The sequence below is a fragment of the Cellulophaga baltica genome, assembly GCF_018861125.1.
GTDB lineage: Bacteria > Bacteroidota > Bacteroidia > Flavobacteriales > Flavobacteriaceae > Cellulophaga > Cellulophaga baltica_A.
The window spans coordinates 37,255-63,223 of the sequence record NZ_JAHKQN010000019.1 but is presented as its reverse complement, the minus strand read 5'-3'; the positions used below and the strand labels follow the sequence as shown (position 1 = coordinate 63,223).

General features: G+C 32.0%; 20 protein-coding genes. 6 read left to right on the top strand and 14 right to left on the bottom strand.

All coding sequences use genetic code 11. The features are described from left to right. Nucleotides 1–2: 2 nt before the first annotated feature. The 3 genes from KO500_RS09465 to KO500_RS09455 form a co-directional block, all read right to left on the bottom strand. Nucleotides 3–1,274 (bottom strand): PepSY-associated TM helix domain-containing protein, encoded by a 1,272-nt coding sequence (locus KO500_RS09465; protein ID WP_215956299.1) that lies wholly within the window; start codon nucleotides 1,272–1,274, stop codon nucleotides 3–5. A 222-nt stretch (nucleotides 1,275–1,496) separates the two neighbouring features. After that, on the bottom strand, nucleotides 1,497–3,497 hold the full coding sequence (locus KO500_RS09460; protein ID WP_215956298.1) for an amidohydrolase family protein: 2,001 nt from the start codon (nucleotides 3,495–3,497) through the stop codon (nucleotides 1,497–1,499). A gap of 45 nt (nucleotides 3,498–3,542) precedes the next feature. Beyond that, nucleotides 3,543–4,688: a dipeptidase gene (locus KO500_RS09455; protein WP_215956297.1), complete on the bottom strand. Its 1,146-nt coding sequence runs from the start codon at nucleotides 4,686–4,688 to the stop codon at nucleotides 3,543–3,545. A 357-nt stretch (nucleotides 4,689–5,045) separates the two neighbouring features. On the opposite strand from KO500_RS09455, the gene KO500_RS09450 reads away from it, so the two are divergent. The 6 genes from KO500_RS09450 (at nucleotide 5,046) to KO500_RS09425 (ending at nucleotide 11,768) form a co-directional block, all read left to right on the top strand. After that, a complete protein-coding gene (locus KO500_RS09450; protein ID WP_215956296.1) occupies nucleotides 5,046–5,633 on the top strand; it encodes a YceI family protein in 588 nt (195 codons plus the stop codon). Between the two features lie 27 nt (nucleotides 5,634–5,660). Further along, complete coding sequence (locus tag KO500_RS09445) at nucleotides 5,661–6,929, top strand: hypothetical protein (protein ID WP_215956295.1); 1,269 nt, start codon at nucleotides 5,661–5,663, stop codon at nucleotides 6,927–6,929. Nucleotides 6,930–7,058: 129 nt separating this feature from the next. Continuing rightward, nucleotides 7,059–7,604, top strand: coding sequence for a YceI family protein (locus tag KO500_RS09440; protein WP_215956294.1), 546 nt, complete (start codon nucleotides 7,059–7,061; stop codon nucleotides 7,602–7,604). A 113-nt stretch (nucleotides 7,605–7,717) separates the two neighbouring features. Then, nucleotides 7,718–9,811 (top strand): phosphate acetyltransferase, encoded by a 2,094-nt coding sequence (gene pta, locus KO500_RS09435; RefSeq protein ID WP_215956293.1) that lies wholly within the window; start codon nucleotides 7,718–7,720, stop codon nucleotides 9,809–9,811. Nucleotides 9,812–9,821: 10 nt separating this feature from the next. Continuing rightward, a complete protein-coding gene (locus KO500_RS09430) occupies nucleotides 9,822–11,000 on the top strand; it encodes an acetate/propionate family kinase (RefSeq protein WP_215956292.1) in 1,179 nt (392 codons plus the stop codon). Nucleotides 11,001–11,225: 225 nt separating this feature from the next. Further along, complete coding sequence (locus KO500_RS09425) at nucleotides 11,226–11,768, top strand: lactoylglutathione lyase family protein (RefSeq protein ID WP_215956466.1); 543 nt, start codon at nucleotides 11,226–11,228, stop codon at nucleotides 11,766–11,768. Between the two features lie 87 nt (nucleotides 11,769–11,855). Here KO500_RS09425 and KO500_RS09420 read toward each other — a convergent pair whose 3' ends face one another. The 11 genes from KO500_RS09420 to KO500_RS09370 all read right to left on the bottom strand — a co-directional run bounded on the left by KO500_RS09420 (nucleotide 11,856) and on the right by KO500_RS09370 (nucleotide 25,865). Further along, nucleotides 11,856–12,953, bottom strand: coding sequence for a hypothetical protein (locus KO500_RS09420; RefSeq protein WP_215956291.1), 1,098 nt, complete (start codon nucleotides 12,951–12,953; stop codon nucleotides 11,856–11,858). Nucleotides 12,954–12,995: 42 nt separating this feature from the next. After that, the gene (locus KO500_RS09415; RefSeq protein ID WP_215956290.1) at nucleotides 12,996–14,081 is read right to left on the bottom strand and encodes a hypothetical protein; all 1,086 of its coding nucleotides are present in this window, start codon (nucleotides 14,079–14,081) and stop codon (nucleotides 12,996–12,998) included. 198 nt (nucleotides 14,082–14,279) lie between these two features. Beyond that, a complete protein-coding gene (locus tag KO500_RS09410) occupies nucleotides 14,280–15,902 on the bottom strand; it encodes a glycoside hydrolase family 30 protein (RefSeq protein ID WP_215956289.1) in 1,623 nt (540 codons plus the stop codon). Between the two features lie 185 nt (nucleotides 15,903–16,087). Continuing rightward, nucleotides 16,088–16,846: a hypothetical protein gene (locus tag KO500_RS09405; protein WP_215956288.1), complete on the bottom strand. Its 759-nt coding sequence runs from the start codon at nucleotides 16,844–16,846 to the stop codon at nucleotides 16,088–16,090. A 23-nt stretch (nucleotides 16,847–16,869) separates the two neighbouring features. Continuing rightward, nucleotides 16,870–18,762 carry a CocE/NonD family hydrolase gene (locus KO500_RS09400; RefSeq protein ID WP_215956287.1) on the bottom strand — a complete coding sequence of 631 codons (1,893 nt, stop codon included), beginning with the start codon at nucleotides 18,760–18,762 and terminating at the stop codon, nucleotides 16,870–16,872. Between the two features lie 216 nt (nucleotides 18,763–18,978). Next, nucleotides 18,979–19,461 carry an SRPBCC family protein gene (locus KO500_RS09395; protein WP_215956286.1) on the bottom strand — a complete coding sequence of 161 codons (483 nt, stop codon included), beginning with the start codon at nucleotides 19,459–19,461 and terminating at the stop codon, nucleotides 18,979–18,981. Between the two features lie 9 nt (nucleotides 19,462–19,470). Continuing rightward, complete coding sequence (locus KO500_RS09390) at nucleotides 19,471–19,752, bottom strand: hypothetical protein (RefSeq protein ID WP_215956285.1); 282 nt, start codon at nucleotides 19,750–19,752, stop codon at nucleotides 19,471–19,473. A 428-nt stretch (nucleotides 19,753–20,180) separates the two neighbouring features. Continuing rightward, nucleotides 20,181–21,968 carry a hypothetical protein gene (locus tag KO500_RS09385; protein WP_215956284.1) on the bottom strand — a complete coding sequence of 596 codons (1,788 nt, stop codon included), beginning with the start codon at nucleotides 21,966–21,968 and terminating at the stop codon, nucleotides 20,181–20,183. 102 nt (nucleotides 21,969–22,070) lie between these two features. Then, nucleotides 22,071–23,858, bottom strand: coding sequence for an ATP-binding protein (locus KO500_RS09380; RefSeq protein ID WP_215956283.1), 1,788 nt, complete (start codon nucleotides 23,856–23,858; stop codon nucleotides 22,071–22,073). Between the two features lies 1 nt (nucleotide 23,859). Further along, a complete protein-coding gene (locus KO500_RS09375) occupies nucleotides 23,860–25,008 on the bottom strand; it encodes a hypothetical protein (protein WP_215956282.1) in 1,149 nt (382 codons plus the stop codon). Between the two features lie 239 nt (nucleotides 25,009–25,247). Continuing rightward, nucleotides 25,248–25,865 (bottom strand): hypothetical protein, encoded by a 618-nt coding sequence (locus KO500_RS09370; RefSeq protein ID WP_215956281.1) that lies wholly within the window; start codon nucleotides 25,863–25,865, stop codon nucleotides 25,248–25,250. Nucleotides 25,866–25,969 lie beyond the last annotated feature (104 nt).

Sequence of the window (25,969 nt, the reverse complement as noted above, 5' to 3'; positions counted from 1 at the left end):
TATTATTTTTTTAATTTATAACCAAAAACGTAGTAAGCTAAAAGTATTAGAATTACAAAAGCACCCGTAATTAAAACTATTTGATACGGAGCTAATGCATATTTTACAACCAAAGTATAATACATGGCTCCGAATAATAGCACTACTACAGAAATATTAAAGTAATTCCATTTGGCAACCTTTAGGTCAGCTTCTTTTTTCGTTTTCTTTTTCAAACGGATAACAATACCCGTTAACACAAGAGTTGAAAGACAGAGTCCAAAAAAGAACCAAATAATTTTGGTAATTAAGCCTCCCCAAACACCAAAATGAAGCATATCTGCACTATCATTTATTAATGTTTTTGCACCTACTTCAGTTGCTTTTTGTATACCTACAACATCATAAGTTAATGGGTGCAACCAAACTCTATTCGCTCTATACCTCACTAAAGGCACATCGCTTTTACCTGTCACATATATTGGGCTATTTAAATTCTTAGGAAGTTTAATATCTTTTACCTTTAAGTTTGGTATAGCATTTTCTGCAGTACTAACCACTTTATTATAATCTACGGTAAAACCTAAATTTGAAAAAGATGTTTCATCTAAATCTAACGTTTCTATTTTGGGAGTCTCTGGATTTGCAACATCAGATACGTTAGCTGTGTTTGTTCGTTCTATAAAATACCAAATTCCTGTTATAGAAATCAATAAACAAAAAGGAACAGACCAAACACCTACTAATCTGTGTAAACTCCTAAAGAGTACTGCGCTTCCTTTATTTATTTTTAACTCAAATAATTTTTTCCACCAGTTTTTATAGAAGAACAGTGCTGTAATAGTGACTATAAACAACATAAAAGCAAAAACAAGTACCATAAAATGGCCTACGTTGTTATAGTCTATAAAAAAGTAATAATGAAAATCTCTAATAAATCGCTGAAATGTAAGTGTTGTGGCTCCTTGTATTTCACCAGTGTATGGGTTTACAAATACATACCATTCTAAACCCTCTTTTTCTACTGATACAAGATCACACAAATAAGGCATTCTACCACCTTCCCACTCTGTAATAACTCCATCAGGATACGCTTTTTCAATTTTTTTTACTATTTCGTTTTTATCAGCTTTAAGTTCTTGAACAGAAACTCTAATATCTGGTCTGAATATCCAATCTATTTCACGAGCAATAGTAGCTAATGTACCTGAAAAACATACAACAAAAAATAGGATACTAAGGTTAATACCAATCCAACTATGTAATTGAAAAAAGATTTTTTTCAGTTTTTTCATAAACTAACCATCATGATTTGAGCTACCATAACTAGATAAAAATTAAAATCTACTATATTTAGAACACGTGTTTATAAAGACCAAAAACACATAAACATCAATAATATAATATTCTTGAGAATTAGCATTAAAAAGGAGTAATAATTATAAAATATATAACATATTAAAAAAAATAACCCCGCCAAAGGCAGGGTTACTCACTCAACAAATTTTGAAAAACAATCATTCAAAATTACTAATCCCCATAACATCGTAGAGTTCTTTCGAATAAAACATATGAGCTCCTTTCATTGTCCATTCTACTCTTCTAATGTCACTAATCTCACTTAAAGGGTTTCCATCGACTAAAATAAGGTCTGCTTTTTTACCTTCTTTAATAGAACCATATTCTTTATCTGTACCTGTAATTTTTGCAGATTTAATAGTTGCTAATTTCAACACCTCAGCAACAGGTATTCCTGCTCTTACATACAATTCTAATTCTCTATGATATAAAAAACCTGGTAAACCATCTGTACCCGGAACTACCGTCACACCTCTATTAAATAAATCATTAACTACGGCTAACATATTATCGTAACTCTCTTTATAAATAGGTGTTGTTATTTCCGTTTTAGGTAAACCACCAGCATAAAATTGACGTTGATTAATAACCGGTAACCTATTCATTATTTTACTGTATGTTGGGCTAGGTTCTCCTTTTTGAGAAACAAACATGTTTTCAAAAATTGCCACGGTAGGGTCTATTAAAATATCTTTACGTTTTAGTAAATCAACAAAATCTAAATACTCTTTAGACTTTAAATCAAGATCTAAACCATGCTTAGCCACCATAGTAAATCGTAATGGTGTTCTGGTATCAATTGTATCTCCTAAAAAGTTTAAGAACAACATATTTATATGCTGAATCTCATTATAGCCTTGGTTAATTGCTTGTGAAGCGGTCATAAATGCAGGTATATGCCCACTCACACGCATACCTAAACCATGGGCTTTATCTATTAATGGTTTTACCCATTCTGGTTTAATAGAACTGTATAATTTTATTTGTTGGTAACCCAAATCTTTATAATCTTGAATCTCTGCTAAACCTTCTTCTAAAGTTTCTACTACATTACGTTGGTTAGCAAAAGGACCCGGACCATCAATAATACCACAAAAGGTTACTATATGAGGCCCAATAATATCATTTGCCTCAAATTGATCACGCAATTTGTAAAGTTGCTTATTGTTTGCTAAGTCTCTTACTGAGGTTATACCGCCTGCAACATGTAAAATACCACGTGATTTACCATTATGTGTATGCATATCAAACATACCTGGCATTAGCGTTTTTTCTGTTCCATCAACAACTTGGGCATCTGCATAAATAGTACCTTTATCTGTAGGACTAATTTCTTTTATAATATCGCCATCAACAAATACATCTTGATTTTCAAGTATTGAACCTTCTTCTGTAAAAACATTCACATTTTTAATCACAACCTTATCAATATCATGCGTAAGTGTTTTTGATATTTCAATTAAATAATCATCTTCAACCTGTCCTTGCATTTTTTGCATTTCAGAACGCATTGGCACATAATCTTTTTGTATTACGTGCAAATTCCCGTCAATGCTAGCAATCATTTGATCACCTTTCATCCACAAATAAGTCGGACTCATATCCAACCCTTTAATCATTAGTAGGTCAAGTTCAGTTCCATTTTCAAGCTTCATAGGCATATTTTTAACCAATTCAGCTTCTCCTTTAGGAAATAAATTTACTTTTTTAACATTGGTAGCTAATAATTTTTGTGCAAGTATTTCATAAATAGCAGGTGAACCATCGTATCTAAAATACAATTCATCAGCTTTTATTTTTCCTTTGTCTTCTCCTTTTGAGTTTTCCCAAGAAGCGGCACCACTATTACTTTTAAAATACTCACTAACAGGTACTTTACGGTAATTAACCCCTTCTATAGATTGGTCTATAATGAAACTGTCTTCATTAAGTGTTATATGTTCCGTGTATTCAGGACCACGACCTCTATCTGTGTAGGTATAAAAGTAGTTATAACTATTATCTCCCGTGATTTTTTTTGTGTATTCACCGGCTAGTTTCTCTCTAAAAACAACTTCGTATACAACCTCTTTGTCTGTGTTGTTTTCAACTTTATCAGTCTCTTTACAACTCACAACAAACAACACCATTAATACTATAAATAGAATTGGTTTTCTCATATTTTGATTAAAATTTCTTTTTGATATTCAGATTTGGTTTAGCTTTTATTTTAAAGTTTCTTCAAAATAGCGTAACCAGTTCTGCCCTAATATTTTTTCAATATCACCTGTACTGTAACCTCTTTTATCTAACACTTTTGCTACATTATAGTACCGTTTTGGCTCATCTAGCCCTTCAATCCAGGCTGGCCAACGTACCTGGTAAGATGGTTTAAAACGTGTTAAACGTGGTACATACCAATTTTCACGAGTAGCACCGTTTGCTTCCATACCTTGAATAGCAAAATCAGATGCAACACCTACATGATCAATACCTGCAACTTTTACTGCATGATCTATATGATCTACATATGTTTCAATGGTTGTTTCTCCTCCCGGATCAGGACCAATCATATACCCTAAACAGATTATACTCATGATACCACCTTTATCAGCCATTGCTTTTATTTGAGCATCCGTTTTTGCTCTCGGATGGTCTTTATATAAAGCATCACACATGGTATGATTAAAACAAGCACCTGTTTTACTAAATTTAAGTCCATCATTAGTAGTTTGATCACCACAGTGTGATAAATCTACTATAATACCCAACTCATTCATACGTTCTAACGCTTCAATACCAAAGTCAGACAAACCACCATCAGAACGCTCCGTACAACCACTACCTAATAAGTTTCTTTGATTGTATGATAATTGAATCCATCGTGTACCTGCATTGTACAGTGTATCAAGGTTTTCAATCGACTTTTCCATCATTGTTGCATTTTGAAAGCCTAGTAAAACTGCCGTTTTATCTTCTTTTTTTGCTCTCACAAAATCAGCAGCCTTAGTTGCGTATATTAATGTATCAGGATTATCATCTATTCTATCTCTCCATTCTGCTAATGCAGCCATAGCAACTTTTAAATTACCAGAAGCTAAAGATGCACTAAAACCCGTATAACCAGATTCATCTAATGCTTTAAAAGAATCTTCATTCCAACCACGAGGAATAAGTAAACCATCAATTACAATCGCTTTTTTATATAAAGCTTCAACATTTGTTTCAAGTGCTCTTTTTTCTGACGGACTTAATGTTGCTTCTAAAGAAGGTATTGATTCCATTATTGAAGAAAAACCTTGAGCAAGCTGACTAGGAAATACAATTCCCATTGATAACATTTTGGCTAAATTTCTACGTGTTTTTTCCATATTAATTCGGATTGGTTTAAGATTCTACGGCATAATGATTACACAATTGGCTTCTATAATTATCAGAATTTACAGATGCTAATTATGCCCTCAATCTAATAAGTACACATTTTGTTTTTTATAGACAGTAATTTTGTTTTAATTCTAAAAATATATTCCCGTTAACTAAAAACCAGTTTGCTTTATTTTTTTAACCAAAAAAAATAAAGCAAACTAATAATAAAACAATCAGCTAAAAAACAACAACTTAAATAAGATATTATACTTTTTTAACGGAATATTTTGAAACATGATTTTTGTCATAGTCTGCCTTTCTATTCTACCGCAAATTTGTAGTGTAATTAAAACAATCACCTTATGAAAACACAGAATAAAAGAACAATTACAAGAGTATTAAGCTTATTTGCTTTTATAGTTTTTACATCAAATTTTATTCAAGCTCAAGAATTTAGTTTAACAAATAATGAGTCTTCATTAAAAGTTTATGGAACTTCTAATTTACACGATTGGCATATTGATGCTGAAGAGCAAAGTGGCGTAATAAAATTTAAAAATTTAAAAACTGCCGTAATTGAAAAATGCAATTTAAAGGTCACTGTTAAAAGTTTAAAAAGTGGCAAAAACGGAATGGACAAAAACACATTTAAAGCATTAAACTCTGACTCGTACAGCTACATAACTTTTAATTTAACAAACATAAAAAATAGCATTGATAATGGTGATGGAACTTTTCAAGTAAAAAGTTTAGGAGACTTAACCATATCAGGAGTAAAAAAACAAATTGGTTTAGATTTTTTAGTAACTATTAGTCAAGGTAAAATAATGCTTACCGGTGAAAAGACGCTAAACATGACGCATTACAAAATTGAACCTCCAAAAGCGCTATTAGGCACTATTACTACCGGTGAAGAAGTAACTATAAAATTTTCAAGCACATTTAAATAATATAAAACAACACTAAATATATATAACATGAGAACAATTTTAAAGAAAGTACTCGTAACAGGAATAATACTTACAGGATTCAGCACTTTTGCACAAAGTAATCGTAGTATTGATAATTATAGAGAGCCAGACCAACATGGAATTAATGTATTTGAAACACCAAAAGATACAACTAGTACGTTTGAAAACGTAAAAGTAAGAGTGGGAGGTTCATTTGCTTTACAATACCAATCAATTGATCACGAAAACTCAGGAGCAGTTGAACTGGCTGAAATAGGAACTAATTTTAACTTAGCTACAGCTAACTGGGATTTAGATGTGGCACTATATGACGGTGTAAATATGCACTTACGTACGTATTTATCTTCAAGACACCATAATGAACCTTATGTAAAAGGTGGTTATTTTCAAGTGGACAAACTAGATTTTATCAAAGAAGGTTTTTTAGAAGATATCATGAAAAATACGACCATTAAAATTGGTCATATGGAAATCAACTACGGTGATACTCATTTTAGAAGAACTGATAATGCACAAGCTATATACAACCCTTTTGTTGGAAACTTAATAATGGATGCTTTTACTACTGAGGTTGGTGCTGAATTGTACTATAGAACAGAGAGTGGATTTTTAGGAATGATTGGTTTTACTAATGGAAAATTAAACCAAAGTGTCGAAACCTCTAATGGCAGTACTGGCGGTGCAGCTTTTATTGCAAAACTTGGTTATGATAAGCAATTAAACGATGATTTAAGATTCAGGTTAACAGGGTCATTATACAACACAGGTTATGCACAATCTGTATACTTATATCATGCAGACAGAGCTGGATCACGTTATTACCATGTAATGCAAGCAGTTGATGATGATGACGATTTTAGATCAGGTCGTTTTTATCCTGAGTTTACAAACCAAATTACCACAGTAATGGTAAATCCATTTGTAAAATACGGTGGTTTAGAATTTTTCGGAACACTTGAATTTGCATCTGGTAAAAGTTTAGATGAAGTTGACCGTAGAAATGTAGAACAATATGCTGGTGAAGTAATTTATAGATTCGGACCACAAGAAAAAGTTTATGTAGGCGGTCGTTACAATACAGTTAGTGCCGAACTAAATACTGGTGACGATGTTAATATTGATAGATTTCAATTAGGTGCAGGTTGGTTTATGACTAAAAATATATTACTAAAAGCTGAATATGTAAATCAAAACTATAATGATTACGCAACTGGAGACATTCTTGAAGATGGCCAATTTAATGGTGTTATTGCAGAGGCTGTAATTAGCTTCTAATTAAATCAAGTACAAACAACACATCTTAAAGTACAACTCATTACTCGTATTTTAAGATGTGTTGTTTTAACCTCAACATATAATCTCATGACACTAAAAAAGATTTTACTGTTGCTAACCCTTTTTTTCGTGTTTGCTTTTACCAATAGCGATACTGCACTAAAAAGGACACAAATACACATTTCAAAAAATAGCTCTTTACTTATTAAAGGCACAAGTAATGTAAACTCCTTTAAATGTTATTATAACATCAAAAAAATAGGAAACCCAATTCCTATACAATATAAATTTAAAGACGAGAATTTAAAATTTGAGAATACGCTGTTAACTCTAAATAATTCTTGCTTTGATTGTGGTGGGAGAGCTATTAATAATGACTTCAATAAAATATTAGACTCTAATAATCACCCTCAACTATTCTTAACATTACAAGAAATTAATCCGATAAAAAACACCACTAGCGTTGAAGCTAATTTGGCTATCACAATTGCAGGTGTCACTAATAATTACAGAATACCTGTAGGTATTGAAAATGGTATAAACATGCAGGTTACAGGTGATTTATCACTTAGTTTAAATGACTTCAATTTAAAGTCACCAAAAAAAATATTTGGATTAATTAAAGTTGATGATACTATCAACATTTTTTTTAAGTTATTTATTAATGTAGAATAATTCTAAATAAACTCACATAAACTTAATTAAGTTACCAAAATATAACAGCAATAATGTTGTTATAGGTATACAAAATTCTTATTTTTAAAACTCTTTTTAAGAAACCATTACGCATGAGCAAAGCTATTTATATTGCCACTTCTGAACCCAATAGTGGAAAGTCAATTATATCATTAGGATTAATGCAAATTCTACTTGGTAAAACCGCTAAAGTTGGTTATTTCAGACCAATAATTGATGATTCTGAAGATGATAAAACAGATAATCATATCCAAACAGTTCTAAGTTATTTTGATGTTGATTTGAAACCTGAAGATGCCTACGCTTACAAACGTAGTAAGGTTTTAAAACTAAAAAATGAAAATAAAGATGATGAGATTATAAACCACATCATTCATAAATACAAAGCTGTAGAAGATAAGTTTGATTTTGTTTTAGTAGAAGGAACAGATTTTTCTGGTGAGGGTGCAATTATTGAGTGGGATATCAATGTACTTATCGCTAAAAATTTAGGAATACCTGCTATCGTAATTAGTAGCGCTAGAAAGAAAACTACTGAAGATTTGGTAAGCAACTTGTATATGGCTTACGATTCATTTAAAGAAAAAGGCGTTGAAGTTTTACTGGCAATCGCCAATAAAATAAAAGAAGAAAATGTTAAAGAAACACTTGCCGAATTAAAAGAAAAATTCCCTAAAGAAGTACTCTTAGGCGCTATTCCTAAAAACAATATTTTAGGTAGCCCTACTATCAAACAAATTACTGATGAGTTAGACGGTCAAGTGTTATTCGGCGAAGAATATATTAACAACCAAGTATTAGGTTTTGGTGTTGGTGCCATGCAACTTCGCAATTACATCACTCATTTACGAAAAGGTAGTTTAGTTATTACTCCTGGTGACAGAGCAGATATTATATTGGGTGCATTACAAGCCAATGCATCAAGCAATTACCCAAATTTATCAGGAATCATACTTACTGGTGGCTTAATACCTGAAGATTCTATTATTAAACTAATTGAAGGTTTGTCTGATATAATCCCGATTGTTGCTGTTAATGAGGGTACATTCTCTGTAACTAATAAAATTGGCGCTATAAAACCACGTATTTATGCTGATGATACTAAAAAAATTGTCACTTCAATACAAGAGTTTGAAAAACACATTCCCGTTAATGAATTGGCGGAAAGTCTCATTACATTTAAGGCGGAAGGTATTACACCAAGAATGTTTCAGTACAACTTATTGAAAAGAGCAAAATCATCAAAAAAACATATTGTTTTACCCGAAGGTAATGATGAGCGTATTTTAATTGCTGCTAAAAAATTAATTGAGTCTGATGCTGTAAAACTAACCATTCTAGGTGATGTTGCCCAAGTAAAAGCTAATTTGAAAGAGCTTGGTTTGGCAATAGACCCTAATCAAATTCAAATTATAGACCCTTTAAAGTCTGATAACTTTGAAGATTATGCTGCTACCCTATACGAACTTCGTAAACATAAAAATGTGAATCTTGCCATGGCAAAAGATCTTATGGAAGATGTATCGTATTTTGGTACTATGATGGTATATAAAGGTCATGCAGATGGTATGGTTTCTGGTGCAGTACATACTACACAACACACTATTTTACCCGCATTGCAATTTATAAAAACAAAACCAGGCGTATCAATCGTATCTTCTGTATTTTTCATGTGCTTGCCTAACCGTATTACTGTTTTTGGCGATTGTGCTATTAACCCAAACCCTACGGCAGAACAATTATCAGAGATTGCAATATCATCGGCAGCAACAAGTGCTGCATTTGGCATTGACCCTAAAATAGCTATGTTATCATACTCTTCTGGTGCCTCTGGTGTTGGTGTTGATGTTGACCGTGTTCGTAAAGCCACTGAAATTATCAAAGAAAAAAATCCGGAATTAAAAGTAGAAGGTCCTATACAATACGATGCTGCGGTAGATAGTAAAGTTGGTTTAAGTAAACTACCAAATTCTCAAGTAGCAGGGCAAGCAAGTGTGTTTATTTTTCCAGATTTAAATACTGGAAATAACACCTATAAAGCGGTACAAAGAGAAACTGGAGCCCTAGCAATTGGCCCTATGTTACAAGGTTTAAACAAGCCAGTAAACGATTTAAGTCGTGGTTGTACTGTTGATGATATTTTTAATACCGTAATAATAACTGCCATCCAAGCTGAAGGCTTATAAAATTTAAAATGTGAACATATTAATCATAAATTCAGGAAGCTCATCAATCAAATACCAGTTAATTCATATGCCATCGGAAAAAGTTACTTGCGGTGGTTTAATTGAACGTATTGGTACTGATAAAGCAACTATAAAATATAAAACAGAAACCGAAGATATTGAAGAAGTACTGCCTATTGCAGATCATCAAATTGGTTTACAAAAAATAGCACAATTACTTCTAGATAATGAAATTGGTGTTATTGCCGATACTAAAGAAATTGATATTGTTGGGCACCGCGTGGTACATGGTGGAAAACCGTTTAAAAAAACTACGGTTATTGATGATGATGTAAAAGACAAAATAAAAAGTCTGTTTACCCTAGCTCCATTACACAACCCGCCAAATTTACAAGGTATTATTCTGGCAGAAGAAATATTTAGTACGGCCAAACAGGTTGCGGTTTTTGACACTGCTTTTCATCATACTATTCCTGAAAAAGTAAAGAAATACGCAATTCCTACCGATTTTTATGATAATCACAGAATTCAGTTATATGGTTTTCATGGTACAAGCCATAAATATGTATCTGAAAAAGCAATTGAATTTTTAAAGCTAAAACAGTCTAAAATAATTACCATTCATTTAGGTAACGGTTGTAGTATTACTGCTGTAAAAGATGGTGTAAGTATTGATCATAGTATGGGCTTTACGCCTTCAAACGGACTTATTATGGGCTCACGAAGTGGTGATATTGATCATGCACTTATTTTTCACATGGTAACAACAATGGGGTACAATCTTGAAGATGTAAATACGCTTTTAACCAAAAAAAGTGGTATGCTTGGCCTAACGGGCTATAGCGATTTACGTGATATTGAAGCTGAAGCCGCCAATGGTAATAAAGCTTGCCAATTAGGACTTGAAATGAATGCTTATAGAATTAAGAAATATATTGGCTCATATGCTGTTGCTATGAACGGATTAGATGCTATTGTATTTACTGCTGGTATTGGTGAAAATTCTGATTTATTACGCACTATGGTTTGTAGTGATATGGACTTTATGGGTATTGAAATAGATAACATTAAAAATGAAGCCCGTAGTAAAGGTATTAATGTAATTAGTAAAGATGATGCTAAAGTAAAGGTAATGGTAATACCTACTAATGAAGAGTTAGAAATTGCAAAACAAGCATATAACTTATAAACCACAATCATAAAAACAACTATGGATTTTACTTTTAAAACCCATAGTTGTTTTTTTATATTTTTTTATCTCCGCAACTACCTAAAACCCTTAATAATACACATTTAGGTAACTATCTTACAAAAATGTAACTTATTGTTTTACAATATCATATACTATAATTTTGTCCTAAAATTAATAAGTATAGTTATGAATAAATTTTTCACAATAGTATATTTCTCCCTTATGTTTTTACAAGTGGGACAAGCACAAAATAAAGAAGAAGTTGCAAAACCATTCCCTAGAACATTTTCACATATTGGTATTACCGTACCTAATATTGAAAAAGCTGTAAAGTTTTATACTGAGGTTTTAGGTTTTTATACCATAATGGAACCAACAACCATTAAAGAAGAGAGTGATACTGCTATAGGCAAAATGTGTATTGATGTATTTGGTACGGGCTGGAAACAGTTTAATATCGCACATCTTTCTACAGGTGATAAAATTGGTGTTGAGTTATTTGAATTCCCACAGAGTAAAGATTTGAAACCATCTTTTGAGCCTTTTAAAACAGGATTATTTCATTTTGCAGTACAGGATCCAGATATTGAAGGTTTGGTTGCTAAAATTGTTGTCGCAGGTGGCAAACAAAGAATGCCAATTAGAGCGTATTACCCAGGTGAAAAGCCTTACCGTATGTGCTATGTTGAAGATCCATTTGGGAATGTTTTTGAAGTATACTCACACTCTTACGAATTAAATTATTCTGCAGGAGCATACAACTAATTGTTTTTAAATTTTTATCCCCCCCCCGAAATCCCCAATAATCTAATAATTAGATAATGGGGATTTTTAGTTTTTAATATAAGTTATTTATTTCCAGAATTCCCACCATTTTTTAGCTGGTTCCGGATTTTTCTTTATATCTTGACTTATTTTTACTTTGGATACCGCCTGCGATGCTGACGAACTTGATTCTGCTGTTTTACTTCTTTTATCTGGAGTTTCAATTCCCCGTTTTTTATATTCCGCTAATAACTTAGACATTTTTGTTAATGCCTCAATATTTGTTCGTGCATTCGGAATTTGTAAAATAGCAACAAATGCCAAGTCTAATTCAGCTGTTGACAGTCCTGATAAAACAAAACCTTCTTCTGATTTTTCTTCTGATAAATTGAGGTGATTTGATTTCGCTTCAAATAAAATTTTATCATTGTACTTAGCCTCTATAGTAACCTCTCTACCATGTGTTTTTGACCAATTTTTGGTATTCTCTTCTGCTAATTCTTCTCTAATAGCATTCTTTATGGCAAAAGCTAAAAAACTCTCATCTTTTACACAGTTATCAGGAATTTGTATTTTAAACTCACCACTCAATTTATTTGAATCTGGAGAAGAAAATTTACTCCTTAAAAATCTTTTCATTGTAGCGGTAATAATACTCGGGTTATCATGAGTTAAAACTGCTACATAATTTACAAGCCCTGTCTTTTTATCCTTTAATGCTATACCATTAAAACCAATTTCTTCAACAGAATAATCTGGGTTATCAGTAACTTTAACAGGCATTTTTAATTCAGGACTGCCTAAAAAAGTAACCTTTGAAATTTTAGAAAAAGCTCCTTTTTCTTTTGGTAAAAACATTTGACCTAATACCACACCTTTCTCTTGTGTAACATCATAACCATGTACTATAATAGCATCTGTTCGCTCATTATTTTCCCCAACCAAATTACCTTCAAAGCCTATGATAAACTGTTGAAATGGTTTTTCTTCTTTCTCTAAAATTTTAAAAGCAAACTCTACAGGATCACCATCTACCATTAAACTTCTAATATATTGGTTCTCTCCGTCTTTTAAATATATAAATGGAGAAATAGGCGATTCCATATCATGACGTAAAAAAACACCCCAATCAACACCAAACATCACTAGTTCTTCTAATTTTCTATTTGAATTGAATATGTCCATAATTTATTATTTAATTGGTTGGTTATTGAGAACTTATGTTATTTACTTCCAGAATTGCCACCATTTTTTTTGTGATTTTAATGTAGACTTAGATTGAATTACTGGTGATGTTTCCGGTTTTGTTGAAGTTATTTCACTTCTTTTATCAGGAGTTTCAATTCCTCGATTTTTATACTCCGCTAATAATTTAGACATTTTCCTTAACGCTTCAATATTTGTTCGCGCATTCGGAATTTGTGTAATTGCAACAAATGCCATATCTAACTCCGTTGTAGAAAACTCTGATAATTCATTATCTTCTTTTGGCTTTTCTTCTAAAGAACTACCCATATTCTGAGTAGTATTTTTTTTATCTTTTGAAAGTATTTTTTCCCTATCATTATCACTTAAACAAGTGGTTAAATTAGCTAAGTCTACAGGTACTCTTTCAGCCAACTCTGCTTCAACAACTCCAGTTGCATTACAATAAGCACAATTACCAGTACCCCAAACACCTACTTTATTTAACCTTATAATATCGTCTTTATTTACATGACCATCACCTAAACATCTTGGGCAAGTAACTTCTCCTTCTTTCAATAATACAGTTTTAGAATCTATTTTTCCTTTACGCTCTATTTCATCATTCTCATTTTTTTTCGGAGCCGAACTAAAAACATATCTTACGGCTTTTTCTTCCATATCAATATCCCAAAAACGTTTACCAAGAACAACTCCTATTTGATTCCAAATTAAATCTGATGTATCCCCTGAAGTTGCTTCCACCGCTAATGGATCACCTTCATCATTCATTCTATCATCTTCAATTTGCATAATTGAGCGTTTTACCTCTGTGTTTTCTAAATACTCAAGATTAAATGCCATCGAAGTTTCAGAAAGTGCAAAAGTCAACACATTTTGATTTGCAACACTATACCTTTTCGTACATCTATCCATACTAATGAAAAGTAATGTTCCTTCTTCAGAAAAGTATACATCACAAATTCCTTCCTCTTTCCAATTAGATGATGCAGTCTCAAAAATAATATCAGATTCTTTTTCTAAATGCCAACCGAGCTCTTCTTGTAATTCTTCAAAATTGTCTTTGTAGTTTTTATTAACGGCAATACCTGAAAGGTTAAATCCCATACGAATTGGTGGTTTTTTGGTTATATTAATATAAAACACATCCAATTTCATTTTATTGCATAGGTTTTACTTATTGACTACTAGTCTAATTATGATCTTTTATTTGATAAAAATCATTTTTAATAAAAAACAAAATCCCCAAAAATCTAATAATTAGACAATGGGGATTTTTAGTTTTTAATTACCTGTTCTATACTGCTATTTGCTATTCAAAAGGATTGTCTGCATTGCTCTTGGTGCAATTTTAGTAGTGTATAACTCAGTTTCTAAATTTATAGACACTTCCACATCTTCTTCATTTTTATTAAAAATAACAACCGCTATTGAGCCATCTGTGTTTTTTGCCGCTGTGTATATAATTCCGTCTACCTGTTCACCATCCAAAGCAATTCTTTCTGCATCAGGGCGAATAAATTTACTAAAGTGACTCAATAAGTAATACAATGGTGTGTAAATTACTTCATCCGTTTCTGGGTTAATAAGTACAGGTGCACTGTTGAAGTTATTATACGGGTTTGGTTGCCCTTTATCGCTCAAAATACTGCACCACTCTACATACCCTTGTGTTCCGTGATTTAAATCGCTAATAATATCATAAGCATAGGTCTCAAACGGAATAAATTTTCCTGCATAATCAGTACTCAACCTCCAATATTGACCAATTGGATCATTAGCATCAATATCAATACTAGACTCAGAATGTATAATTGCTTTGTTAGGCCATTTCTCTTTCAGCTTTGTAATTTCACCTGCATAGTAATTGTTTTCTTCTAATTCAGAATTTGCATACCAATGGAAAGCTGTTCCCCATGCATATTTTGATGCTTCTGGGTCTTCATAAGTTGGTGTTACATAATCTATCATGTTTGATTTGTTGTGGTCATACAACAACACATGCAAACTAGCGTCTAAATCATCAATATTTAAATGACCATCTTTTACTAGTTGAGGCCCTAAATAATCTCTCAAAAAATCTCGCCCTTGTTTGGGTTCAAATCCATTACTATCCCATTGCGCATCATGATAATGCAAAGGCTCGTTTTGTGGTGTAAGCCCCCAAATAGCAATACCTTTTTCGGCATAAGCTGTTATGTATTTAGATAAATAGTTGGCCCAAAGTCCGTAATATTTTGGCAGTAAGCTGCCGTTAGTCATTGGTGCTGTTTCTCCAGTTTTCATCCACGATGGAGGACTCCATGCTGATGCTATAATTTTAAAGTCTGCTCCGGGAATGTTTGATGCTTCTAAAATCATTGGGATAAGATCATAGCCTGGTGTTACTAATGCGACACCTCGAACTTGATCATTTTCATCACCTGTAAAACCTTTTAAATCTTCTGCTATACTAAATGTAGAAAGGTCTTTATCTCCATCTTCAACATAGGTATAATGTGTGTTAGAATAATCACTACTGTTTATATGCGTTCGGGTAAGTGAAAAACCCGCTCCTTCTGTTGGACTAAAAAGTTTAGTCATTACTTCTTTTCGCTTAGCTACAGGAATGGTTGCTAAATTCCATGCTGATGATTCTGTAAATGATGCGCCAAAACCATAATATTTTTGATAGGTTTTATTGGGTTGTAGTTCTAAGTTTACTTGTTTTAATTCTTCAGTATCTGTGGTACGTTTATCAAGTGATAGTAGTTTTAAATTATCGCCTGCAAATGATGTTTGATAAACTTCAGTTGTATATTTTTTAGTTTCAGGTTTGGCTTCGGGTTTACACCCAATAAATAAAGCTGAAATTGCTAAAAGTGGCAACCACTTAGTTTGTACTATTTTTGATTTTTTTAAGTTGGTTTGAATACTAGTTTCCCCCATAGTAGTTGTGAATATTTTAAATTAAGGTTGAGTTTGTTTTTAACAAGCTAAATATAATTGGATTTTTTCATAATAATATAATTTAAAATACTTTAATCGTTCTTTTTTAAGTATAAAAAAAATCTCAAAAAATCTATAGCTAGATCTCTGAGATTTTTTTATTTAACCCTGAATATTATAAAGATTTATTTTTTTACTATTTGAGCATTTTGAATCAATATTCTTTCATCATTTTTATAAACAATTAAATTAGCTGGTGCACTTTCTGATGTTCCTATAACATTTATAGAACATATATATTTATAATTCCCATTAGTAAATTCATAACTATGATTGCCACCTGTACCTTCCCTTATCCATTGGCCATTTTTTAATACTAAATCTGGTTTTAAATCCATACCTGAATTTATAGACCATGAAGCATATCTATACGTTTGATCTTCAAGCTCATCTATTCTAATTCTAAATTTTTTAGTTTCTAATATTAATTCCGGATTTTTAAATGTAGTTAAGCTATAATGAATTGCATTTCTATCAGTTTCTATCAGCTTAGCTCTTAACCCCGCTTCTATATCTGACTGATAATTTACGGCTATTAATTTTCCATCATAATCCAACCAAAGTGTTCCGTTATTTAGCATTATGCCTCTCCAGCCTACAGCAGACCAATCATTATAAAGGTTAGAACTAGATATTTCATTTATCAATTTATCGTCAAAAACGTCATCAAACCTTTTTTCAAATTCAATTTCATTTTTAATATCAGGAATTGGATACTCCCGTGTTAATGGATAAGCTATTAACGTTTTTAATTTTTCAATATTCCGTGTTTTAATACTTTCAGCGAATATGGACACAATATCATGATACTTTGTTTCTAATTCTTGCGCTTTACTCAAGTTGGAAACAAAAAAGAATAGAATAAATAACAATTTTATTTTCATGCTTTTATCTTATAAAAACTACTTTAATCTTTAATTATAGGCAATTTTATTTGTGACGGATATTTTGAAGAATGATGTATGGTATTATGCGCCACAATTCCCTCTTTTTCATCATAATTATTACCACCTGTATTTAAATTACGAGCAAATCGCGGGAAATTACTACTTGAAATTTCAATACGAATGCGGTGTCCTTTTTTAAAGTAATTACTGGTAGCCATAGCCGTTAAGTCTATTTTATAGACTTCTCCTTTTTTCATAAATACTTCTTTCTCATAGCCTTCACGGTAGCGCGCTCGTTGAATGGTTTCATCTAAATTGTACGCTTTTCCGTCAGGATGAACATCAATAAGTTTAATGGTAAAATCGGTATCTTTTACGTCAGACGATACATAAAGGGTTGATTCTATAAAACCAGTTACTTCAATACCTTTTTCTAAAACATCAGATGTGTACACCAAAATATCATCTCTGGTTTCTTCCTCTTGATGATCAAAAGCACCACCTCGTAATATACTATCATCACAACATGGAGTGCCACCAAAAGATGGTATTGGTAACATTGGATCGTACGTAAAAGTATCAAGGTTATTCGTTTTTGCTTTTGTAGTGCTCAATATTCCGTCACCATACAAACTGTTTGCATCACCATTACTGTTTAAATAATACGTAGTTAATTTAGAATTTTCAGGTGGCCAGGTTTCTGATGCTTGCCACTTGTTGCTTCCCATCGTATAATATTGTACTCTAGGTGTTTTCGCTTTAAAATCGTTATCCTCGCCTTTTAATAGAAAATCATACCAATCATAAATCTGCTCGGTATAATTTAAACGTGCATCACCTACATTTAGCTCACCAATCATGGTATTTTCGCTTGAGCCACGAGTAAAACCGCAATGTAAATTTGGCGAAATTATCAAATACTGGTTATCTCTAACGGCCTTATCTTTAGTAGTTTTACGTACATGATTAAATAATTTTAAGTTGGGCGTTATAGACATATCATACCAAGAAGCAAACCAAAAACTAGGCACTTTAATTTCCATATCATCATGATACAAACCACCTTTATACCAAGCTTCATCATTGGGTTCACGACGAATCATTTTATCAAAAATCTCCGTTTTCCCTTTTAAATTTTTAATACCATCTTGTATGGGTAAATAATCAAAAGCCTGTTCAAAATCTACTGCCGGATTTTCAGGGTCTAAATCATAATACCTTGATATTCTAATTAAATCTTCTTGCGTTGCATCTTTAGGAATTCGAGGCTTAAACTTATCATGCTCTACGCGATACAACCACGCCATAAATGACATTTGAAAAACACCACCACGGTACCAATTACCTTGTTCGTATATATCACCAATACGACCAATACCTGCACCATAACCTTGTGATACCATTGCGGCATGAGACGGATGATCTAAGGCTGCTACTGCCATTTGCCATTCTGCTGAAGAAGAACAACCATACGTAGCAATTTTACCGTTAGACCATGGTTGATTTTTCATCCACGTAAAGGTATCGTAACCATCAGTTACAGGGGTACCTAAAATATCCCATACGCCTTCAGAAAAATAACGCCCACGCTCATTTTCAACAATATATGCATAGCCTTTTTTTACCGCTTCTAATGCTTTTCTAACTCGTATAGTGGTAATTTCTTTACCATCAACCCAATTGTTGAAGTTGTATGGTGTTCGTGAAAATATAATTGGGACTTTTTTGTCTGTTTTTGGACGGTACACATCAGCCACCAAACGCACACCATCGCGCATAGGTATCCTAACCTTTTGATCAATAATCGCAATCTCTCTTAACTCTTGAAGTTCTTTAGATTGTGCTTGAAGTTTAAAATTTGTTACAGCAAAAAATGCAATTAGCGCAACTATTAAAATAGTACTTTTTTTCATGGTATTAAGGGTATTCTTGTTACTAAAAAAAGCTAATGGCGACCTAAAAATACATATAAAAGCGCATTAAATCAGCTTCTTTTTTTACAAAAAAATAAACTAAATGAACCGTAATAAAAACTTAGTTAAACATCAGGTATTTATAAGTTACTAATACTCAATTATACTTTATGCAGACTTCTCTAAAGCATTAGCTTTATTTACTGATTCCATTTTTTAGGCGTCGGTTAACACTAATTGTTTCCACTTACCAGATTCTGCAAAGTCTTTAACAATTCTATTGCGCTCGGTTAACAAGTCTGTCATGTAATTTAATAAGAATAACTTATCTGCTACCTTACCCAAAACACCTAATGGAGACTCATAATAAAAATAATCAGTCATTAAAGTACCAGCTTCAAGTTTAGTAAAATGATGCTCATGCCTAAAACTCTTAAAAGCTCCTTTAACCATTTCATCTACAAACAAATTTGGACGCTCAAACGCTGTTATTTTTGAAGTAAGCCGTTGATAAATACCAAAGTGTTTTGCTCGCCACGTAACAGATTCATTCATACCAATTAAACCGCTAGTTTTGCCTGCAATTGCCGTTTCATTAGTCTGTTCTGTAGAAATTTTATGTAAATCAATACTTCTTGATAAATCAAATACAATATCAATATCCGCTACAATTTCTGTGGTTAATTTTATTTTTGCCATCTTAATTCTTTAGTTAAGCTTTCTTTTTTTAATATTTTCTTCAATTTCATATAAAATTCTAGCTTCAAATTCTTTTTTTGCTTTCGAATTTTTCCACCACCAAAAATATTTATTTGCATCAGTCCAATTTCCTAAATCATTGCCGCTTTTATAAGCACTAAATGCAAATGTTGTGGTTGTTTCACTCTTTGGTCTTGCCCACGTATGAATAATTTGATTCTTATCTTGGTAATAAAAATAAAAAGAATACAAATTATTTTTTCTTCCATCTTCATAACCATAAGATGGCACCTTAAGTTCTTGATGTTCCTGTTTGACTTCGTCAATTATTTTAATAAATATTTCTTCTGATATTTGAAACTCGTAGGTTTCAGATCTTGCATAACTTCCGGGTGCAAATAACTAAGCTAAGTAATACATAAATAGTCCGAATCCGAAAATTACGATAGTTATAAATAAAAATTTCTTGTTCATTTAAATTGGAGAAATAGGCTTATTTAATAACGTATTAAGCTTGTTATATATAAAATTTAACTATAAATCAGGAAGACTACATTATAAAACTTAAGCTTTAATATTGCCTAATTATATAGAAAATCAATATACTAAAAAAAAGCTCAAATAATCTATTTTTGAATGTATAAGCCTAGAATAATAGTATCTAAATTTAATGAAGATTTTGTTTGTTTTTTACCTCAGTTCTTTGTTGGGCACTGGCTTTATTTTATTCCTAGTAGAGATTCTTTGAAATTATCTATTGTTAAATCCTCATCTTGGTGCTTATCCAATAAATCATTATGATACTCTAAAGTTGTATTTATTTCTAAAATTGCCTGTTCAATTGTTCCAATTTGCTTCTCGCTCCCTAATTCAATCAACTTTTTTACAAGGATATCTAAATAATTATGAAGATGTTCAATTAAAATTTGAGTGTATGTAGGATATGAGCCTGAATGGATAATTAAACTTCTAGTGCGATAAATTCTTCTTAAATGCCAACCTATTTTAGTGTAATGCTTAGAAAGGACTTTCTTTATGTTTTTAGGACAATTAAACATTTCGTGAATACCATATATTCTATTTTTTAGCAAAGGAAAGTCATCTAATTTTTCATAGATTTTTAAACGTAAATCCTTATTCTCACTTAAAGTTACGAGTGCTGCTACTGATACAATTGGATTATTTTCCTCAAAACCTTTTGCCTTCTTTAGTTGCTCAAGAAAAAAATCACTATCCCAATTTTCTAAGTTATCATATAATTCAGCAAACTGTTTTTCAATGTAATTGATTTGTAGAAATGGAATTAGCTGGTCTGCTATTTGTACGATTCTATCCTTATTTGATTCGTTAGACTTGGGTATTAAAGTTTCTAATGCTGCCCATAAATCAAGCATTTGATTTTCAATTGCTGAAGCTGAAAGTGCGGCACTATGTAAATCTATGCTTCTTGAAAAACGATATGTTGATTCGCCATCGAATTTAAAACCTTCTAGAACCTTTTCGACTGATTTCGCAGCAATGTTAGGATATTCATCACTTTTTGTTTTTAGAATTGATTTTATTGGTTTATCAATTACAACAACATAATTGTCACTTGTTCGAGAAACTATACTAATGTCGTTTATTTTTGGTTTCTCTTTGTGATGAAAGAAATTAAAGAGATTGGTTACTTGTCCTAGAAATTTTTCTATATTTTCTCTAGCAGAGTGGTGGTCCAAACCATCAACTTTAGAACAAATAATGAATGATTCGTTATTTCGTCTACTTTTTTGGAATGAAATATCTCCTGGTATTGTTGAAAAGCAGTTGTATGTCCTAGTAACAACAATATCATATTTATTTAATGTTTCTTTAAATTCTCTAAACAATATACTTCCAATAAAGACTACTGTATATTCATTTGATTCGAAATTAAATAAATTGTAGAAGTCTTTTAGCTGTTTTACTTCTTTTACTTCTTGGTTTTTAGATGTGTCAAAAAAGAAATGGTAGTTCTGATAGTCAATATGATTCGGATGATAACCATAGTTAATTAACTCAGTAAGCAGAGAGCTTGTTAGGTTTTTTATCTTTTCTTTTTGTTTGCCCTCCGCAACAAGCTGATAAAGACATTTTTTTACTTCTTTGAGATATTTTCGTTGACTAAAATGGTTATGAATAAACTTTATTACATTTTCTAAAGTTTTAAGTTTTATTTCATTAGGTTTTATTTGGTTTAAATAAAATTCAAATTTTTTCCCTAAAATGCTTTTGGCTGCAATATCTTTCTCCAAACTCCATTTTAACTCTTCTAAAACAGATTGAAGATTTTTTTTTGGCATAAAGCCATCTCTAATTTCTCCAATAGTACTTAAGCATTCAATACATAATAATCGACAATTTAATGCCATTGGTTTGTATGAGTCCAAAGTGTATTCGAATAACATTTCATCTACAGTTTGCGCAAAAAATAAAAGACCTTCTAAGTCAGAAAGATTTTTCCAATGTGATGATGATGTTTTTCTCATATTTTGTTTTTTTCAGCTTGTGCCCAACGGTTAATGTATGGTGTCGTAGCATTCCGAAGGGTGCTATGCACTATACATATTGTTGTATGCCGTTTTTACTATTTAATTTTTCCACTCGTTTAGAATGTTTTCGAAGTTTACATTCTTCCATTGTTCTTTCCATATTTCAAAGTATTCAATGTCAGATGATTTTGGTTCAGGATCACATCTTTCTATTTTCACTAAAGAAGGGAGAACAATTGATTCACCTATTAACAATGCTTCTCCAGACTGAAGCGTAGGAAGAGTTTCAGTTAAATTACCTAAAGTATCAGGCAACAATCTCTTTACATAGTTTTGGTCTTCAGGATTTGTTAGTCTCATGGCTATAAAATTATTGCATTGAGAAAATATTGTTTCTGATATTTCGGAAGGTCTTTGACTTACAATACCCAATGTAACTCCATATTTTCGACCTTCTTTCGCAATTCTTTCAATAGCTAGTTTTGATGCTTTATATTTTAGCAGATCACTTTTAGGAACATATATATGGGCTTCTTCATATAAGAGAAGAATAGGAGTTTTTGTTTTTTCTCCTTGTTGTAGAGTTTTATTGAAAAAGAAGCCAAAATCAAATAGAATTCTTGAGATTAAAGAAACGGTTATACTGAGAACTTCAAAAGGAATTCCTCCCAAATTTATAATAGTTACATTGGCTTTATTATCATCTCTAAAACCAATAAATTGCTTGACAGTATCCTCAAATGAAATATCCCTAGATTGATTTCCAAAAAGAAACTCTAATCTTAAATTCTGGAGTTTATTCTCTAATCTTTCGACAAACTTATCTAGTGTTCCATCGGCATAAACTCCATTCGCAACACTTTGATTTTTATTGGGGTAAAATTCTAACTTGGATTCAAAATATTTAAGTATTCTAGCTTCTTGAGTTAGTTCAAGACCACTTTCGATAGTAGTTGAATCTCCAGCATTATAGCCTTCGCATTCTCCAACAACCATATATCTGTTACTAGCCTTAGAATTAATAGATTCTGTTTGCACATTATACAGACAATTATAAACTTCTGTAATGTCAAATTTTAAAGGTGAATCAAAATGAATTTTATCTATACCTGAATTGTGCTTTTTTTTGTTTTCTGTTATTATTTTCCTTAGCACGGAAGATTGGTTGTAATTGTTGCGATCACCAGTGTCTAAGAATAACTGTTCGAGTTCATCTCCATTTAACATCCAATATGGTAGCGAAAGATTTGAAGCATTAAGAATTTGAGCGTCTGGAAATGCTTGTTCATATTCACCATGTATGTCAAAGATTACTATGTGAGAGTTGTTCAACCCATCATACTGTCCATTTTTTTGACTAACAGCTTCTTGTATTACTTTAGCAACTGTATGGGATTTTCCAGACCCTGTTGATCCAACTATAGCAAAGTGTTTATTAAAAAATTTGTTGCCATTAACAGGAATACGTATTTCCTTTGTTGTTAATTCTGAAAAATAAAACCTTTCATTTTCGGACATTTTTGTGGTAAATATCCCATTCAACTCTTCCTCTGTTAGCAAGGCAATTCCGTTATTAGGAGGTAGTGGAATGCCATGCCCACCTCGTTCAAATATTGGAGCACCACCTTCTGTATCTATTGTACCAGTGAGTTTAACCTCTAGGACAAACGATGGAGGAGTTGAGTCTGTTTCGTCATCGCCATTATCTTCATCTTTAATACGATAGTTTTCTATTATACCTACAACGAATTTAGTATCGTTGTTTTTATATGGAATTTTTATGTAACTCCCTAGATTGAACTGGTCGTCAAACTGGGTGGGATCAACGATTTCAATACTTAGTGAAGTTGAAGAAACGTTAATGATTTTAAAATTATTTGAGTCCATGCTAAAAGAGTTTTAGTATTTGTTGAGTGTTTAATTGGTTAATTATTTGGAAGTCCGTTTCACCGATTAATTGGTGTCTGGGAGTGTTTATTAATACCCAGGAACCTTGGATTCCGAATTCAGACATCTGACTAAAAGTAGACTCTGAAACCAATCTGGCTTTGAATGAAGTTTTTGATAAACTATTGGTTGTCCTTCTTCCTGAGATTTTCTTATTGATGATAGCAGGTGATTCAAAAAGTTTTTGGTTAAACTGAATTGTCTCACAACCATCATTAAAAGGACAATTCTGTGATATAAAATGCTTTTTTACATCCTCAATTTTATCGTCTGTAATAATAAAAGTTAACGGCTTGACATCATGAGTTGCTTTGTAGTAGTGTTTTTCTACGATTTGATGCGTAAGAGATCCAAGGGTGCAAGAATCTTCCACTTCCACATTTCCAAATCTGAAGATTGTATTTTGATTCTTTCTTGGCCTAAGAAAACGAGATTTAAGTAATTTGAAATATTCTTGTTGTCCAATAAACTCTTTGTATGCAGGCATAAATACAATTCGTCTGCCACTGTTTAGATGAGAAAGTAATTCCCCCTTGGTCACTTGTCTCGAACCCAAATCTGAAGGTGGATTGTTTATTACTTTTTTGCGCAAGAAATCAACAAGGATAGAGTAATAATATCGCGCATCATCTTGAGAACCGCAAAAAGAAAGTTCTTGCAATTTATCTATTACTATGTCATACTGATTTTGAAATTCAGGAGAAAAACGAAGTTTGAACTTAGTTAAAAAATTGGTCTTTAATGAGACTGAAAAAGTAGTTTCCTCCTTACCTAAAATCTTGTCAAGAAGTACAGAATCTACCGTTTCATTATAGCCATTATTATCAGCGAAATAACAATATAAAATATAGTCCTTGTTCGGATCAGAACTATATTCCTCAATTAATTGAATTATAGGTTTTCGAATAACAGAAGGATTCAATTTTGTCGCTTCTTTGTACTTTACCTGCATAACGTAATCATCGGTATCAATGTCTTGAATTTGTTCAAGTCTAACCACTGAATCATTACTAGACGAGGTAAGAACTTCAAGAAGTGTTTTGTCTATTTGAAATTCAAATCCTTTTATTGCATAATATCCTCCATCCATTCTGATTAATTGATTTTGCTGGTTTTTAATGGCATACAACGGCTCGTATATGAAAAGTAGCGCTGAAAATAAGCGATAACTTTTCGGAATAAATTCAAGCCGAATTTTTAAATTTTATTAATTATTTTATTTTTGGGAATTTGTCAAATTTAAAAATTTGGCGACTTCCTAAAAATGCCCGAATCTTTGTTTTAGCAATGACTCGCGCTATTTTTTATATACATTGTTACCACACGTTTTTATTCCGTTCCGTATTTTCTCATAAATAAATTAACTCCGTCAAGCATAATTTTAATTCTGTTCTTATCTGCAACATTTTCCCAATGTCCGTGAGCAGCATCATTTCGAGTTCCGCCCCAAGAAACTATATCTTTAACGTCTTGTTTAGTTATTTTTTCTAACCTTTTTAATTCAGACGAATATGCATCAAGGCTATTTTTAATTTTCGTCAAATCAGTTCCCTCTTCTTCCAACCAGTTTCTTAAAAATTCCTCTAATGATGCTCCGATAATAACTGCTGGCGCAGCTGGATGAACTTTTTTGTCATTGAGTAAACTTTCTGCTTGTTCGAGATAATCAGATACTGTATCGATTTGGATTTCACGTTCTAAAGAAATACTCCGTAAAAGGTCGTTCTGTACAAATTGAGAAAATGATGTTAATACTTCACGAACTCTATTTGACTTTTGTGCATCAATCGCCCGACTTTGAATCTGAGATAATGTCTTAAAGAAAGAACTTTCTTCGCCAGCGACAACTCTCAAAAATTCACGAGCTTGAGTCAGTCCACCGTGAGGTTGATTTTGAGCGTCTTTAATAATTCGGTCGCAATGTGCTATTATTTCTTCTTTAGTCATATTTTTTCTCAAATGTGTGGTAACGATTAGGCTATGGTTAGTACGGGAATTAAAAGTAATTAATTTCCAATTAAGCACTTAGCCAAAGCTTTTTATTTTGTTTT

Bases quoted from the DNA above. Each gene is read 5' to 3' on its own strand.
- KO500_RS09395 (WP_215956286.1), bottom strand. From the start codon at position 19,461: ATGGCAAAAATAAAATTAACCACAGAAATTGTAGCGGATATTGATATT.
- KO500_RS09465 (WP_215956299.1), bottom strand. From the start codon at position 1,274: ATGAAAAAACTGAAAAAAATCTTTTTTCAATTACATAGTTGGATTGGT.
- KO500_RS09445 (WP_215956295.1), top strand. From the start codon at position 5,661: ATGAGAACAATTTTAAAGAAAGTACTCGTAACAGGAATAATACTTACA.
- KO500_RS09455 (WP_215956297.1), bottom strand. From the start codon at position 4,688: ATGGAAAAAACACGTAGAAATTTAGCCAAAATGTTATCAATGGGAATT.
- KO500_RS09415 (WP_215956290.1), bottom strand. From the start codon at position 14,081: ATGGGATTTAACCTTTCAGGTATTGCCGTTAATAAAAACTACAAAGAC.
- KO500_RS09460 (WP_215956298.1), bottom strand. From the start codon at position 3,497: ATGAGAAAACCAATTCTATTTATAGTATTAATGGTGTTGTTTGTTGTG.
- KO500_RS09380 (WP_215956283.1), bottom strand. From the start codon at position 23,858: ATGGACTCAAATAATTTTAAAATCATTAACGTTTCTTCAACTTCACTA.
- pta (WP_215956293.1), top strand. From the start codon at position 7,718: ATGAGCAAAGCTATTTATATTGCCACTTCTGAACCCAATAGTGGAAAG.
- KO500_RS09400 (WP_215956287.1), bottom strand. From the start codon at position 18,762: ATGAAAAAAAGTACTATTTTAATAGTTGCGCTAATTGCATTTTTTGCT.
- KO500_RS09405 (WP_215956288.1), bottom strand. From the start codon at position 16,846: ATGAAAATAAAATTGTTATTTATTCTATTCTTTTTTGTTTCCAACTTG.
- KO500_RS09420 (WP_215956291.1), bottom strand. From the start codon at position 12,953: ATGGACATATTCAATTCAAATAGAAAATTAGAAGAACTAGTGATGTTT.
- KO500_RS09375 (WP_215956282.1), bottom strand. From the start codon at position 25,008: ATGGATGGAGGATATTATGCAATAAAAGGATTTGAATTTCAAATAGAC.
- KO500_RS09410 (WP_215956289.1), bottom strand. From the start codon at position 15,902: ATGGGGGAAACTAGTATTCAAACCAACTTAAAAAAATCAAAAATAGTA.
- KO500_RS09385 (WP_215956284.1), bottom strand. From the start codon at position 21,968: ATGAGAAAAACATCATCATCACATTGGAAAAATCTTTCTGACTTAGAA.
- KO500_RS09425 (WP_215956466.1), top strand. From the start codon at position 11,226: ATGTTTTTACAAGTGGGACAAGCACAAAATAAAGAAGAAGTTGCAAAA.
- KO500_RS09450 (WP_215956296.1), top strand. From the start codon at position 5,046: ATGAAAACACAGAATAAAAGAACAATTACAAGAGTATTAAGCTTATTT.
- KO500_RS09370 (WP_215956281.1), bottom strand. From the start codon at position 25,865: ATGACTAAAGAAGAAATAATAGCACATTGCGACCGAATTATTAAAGAC.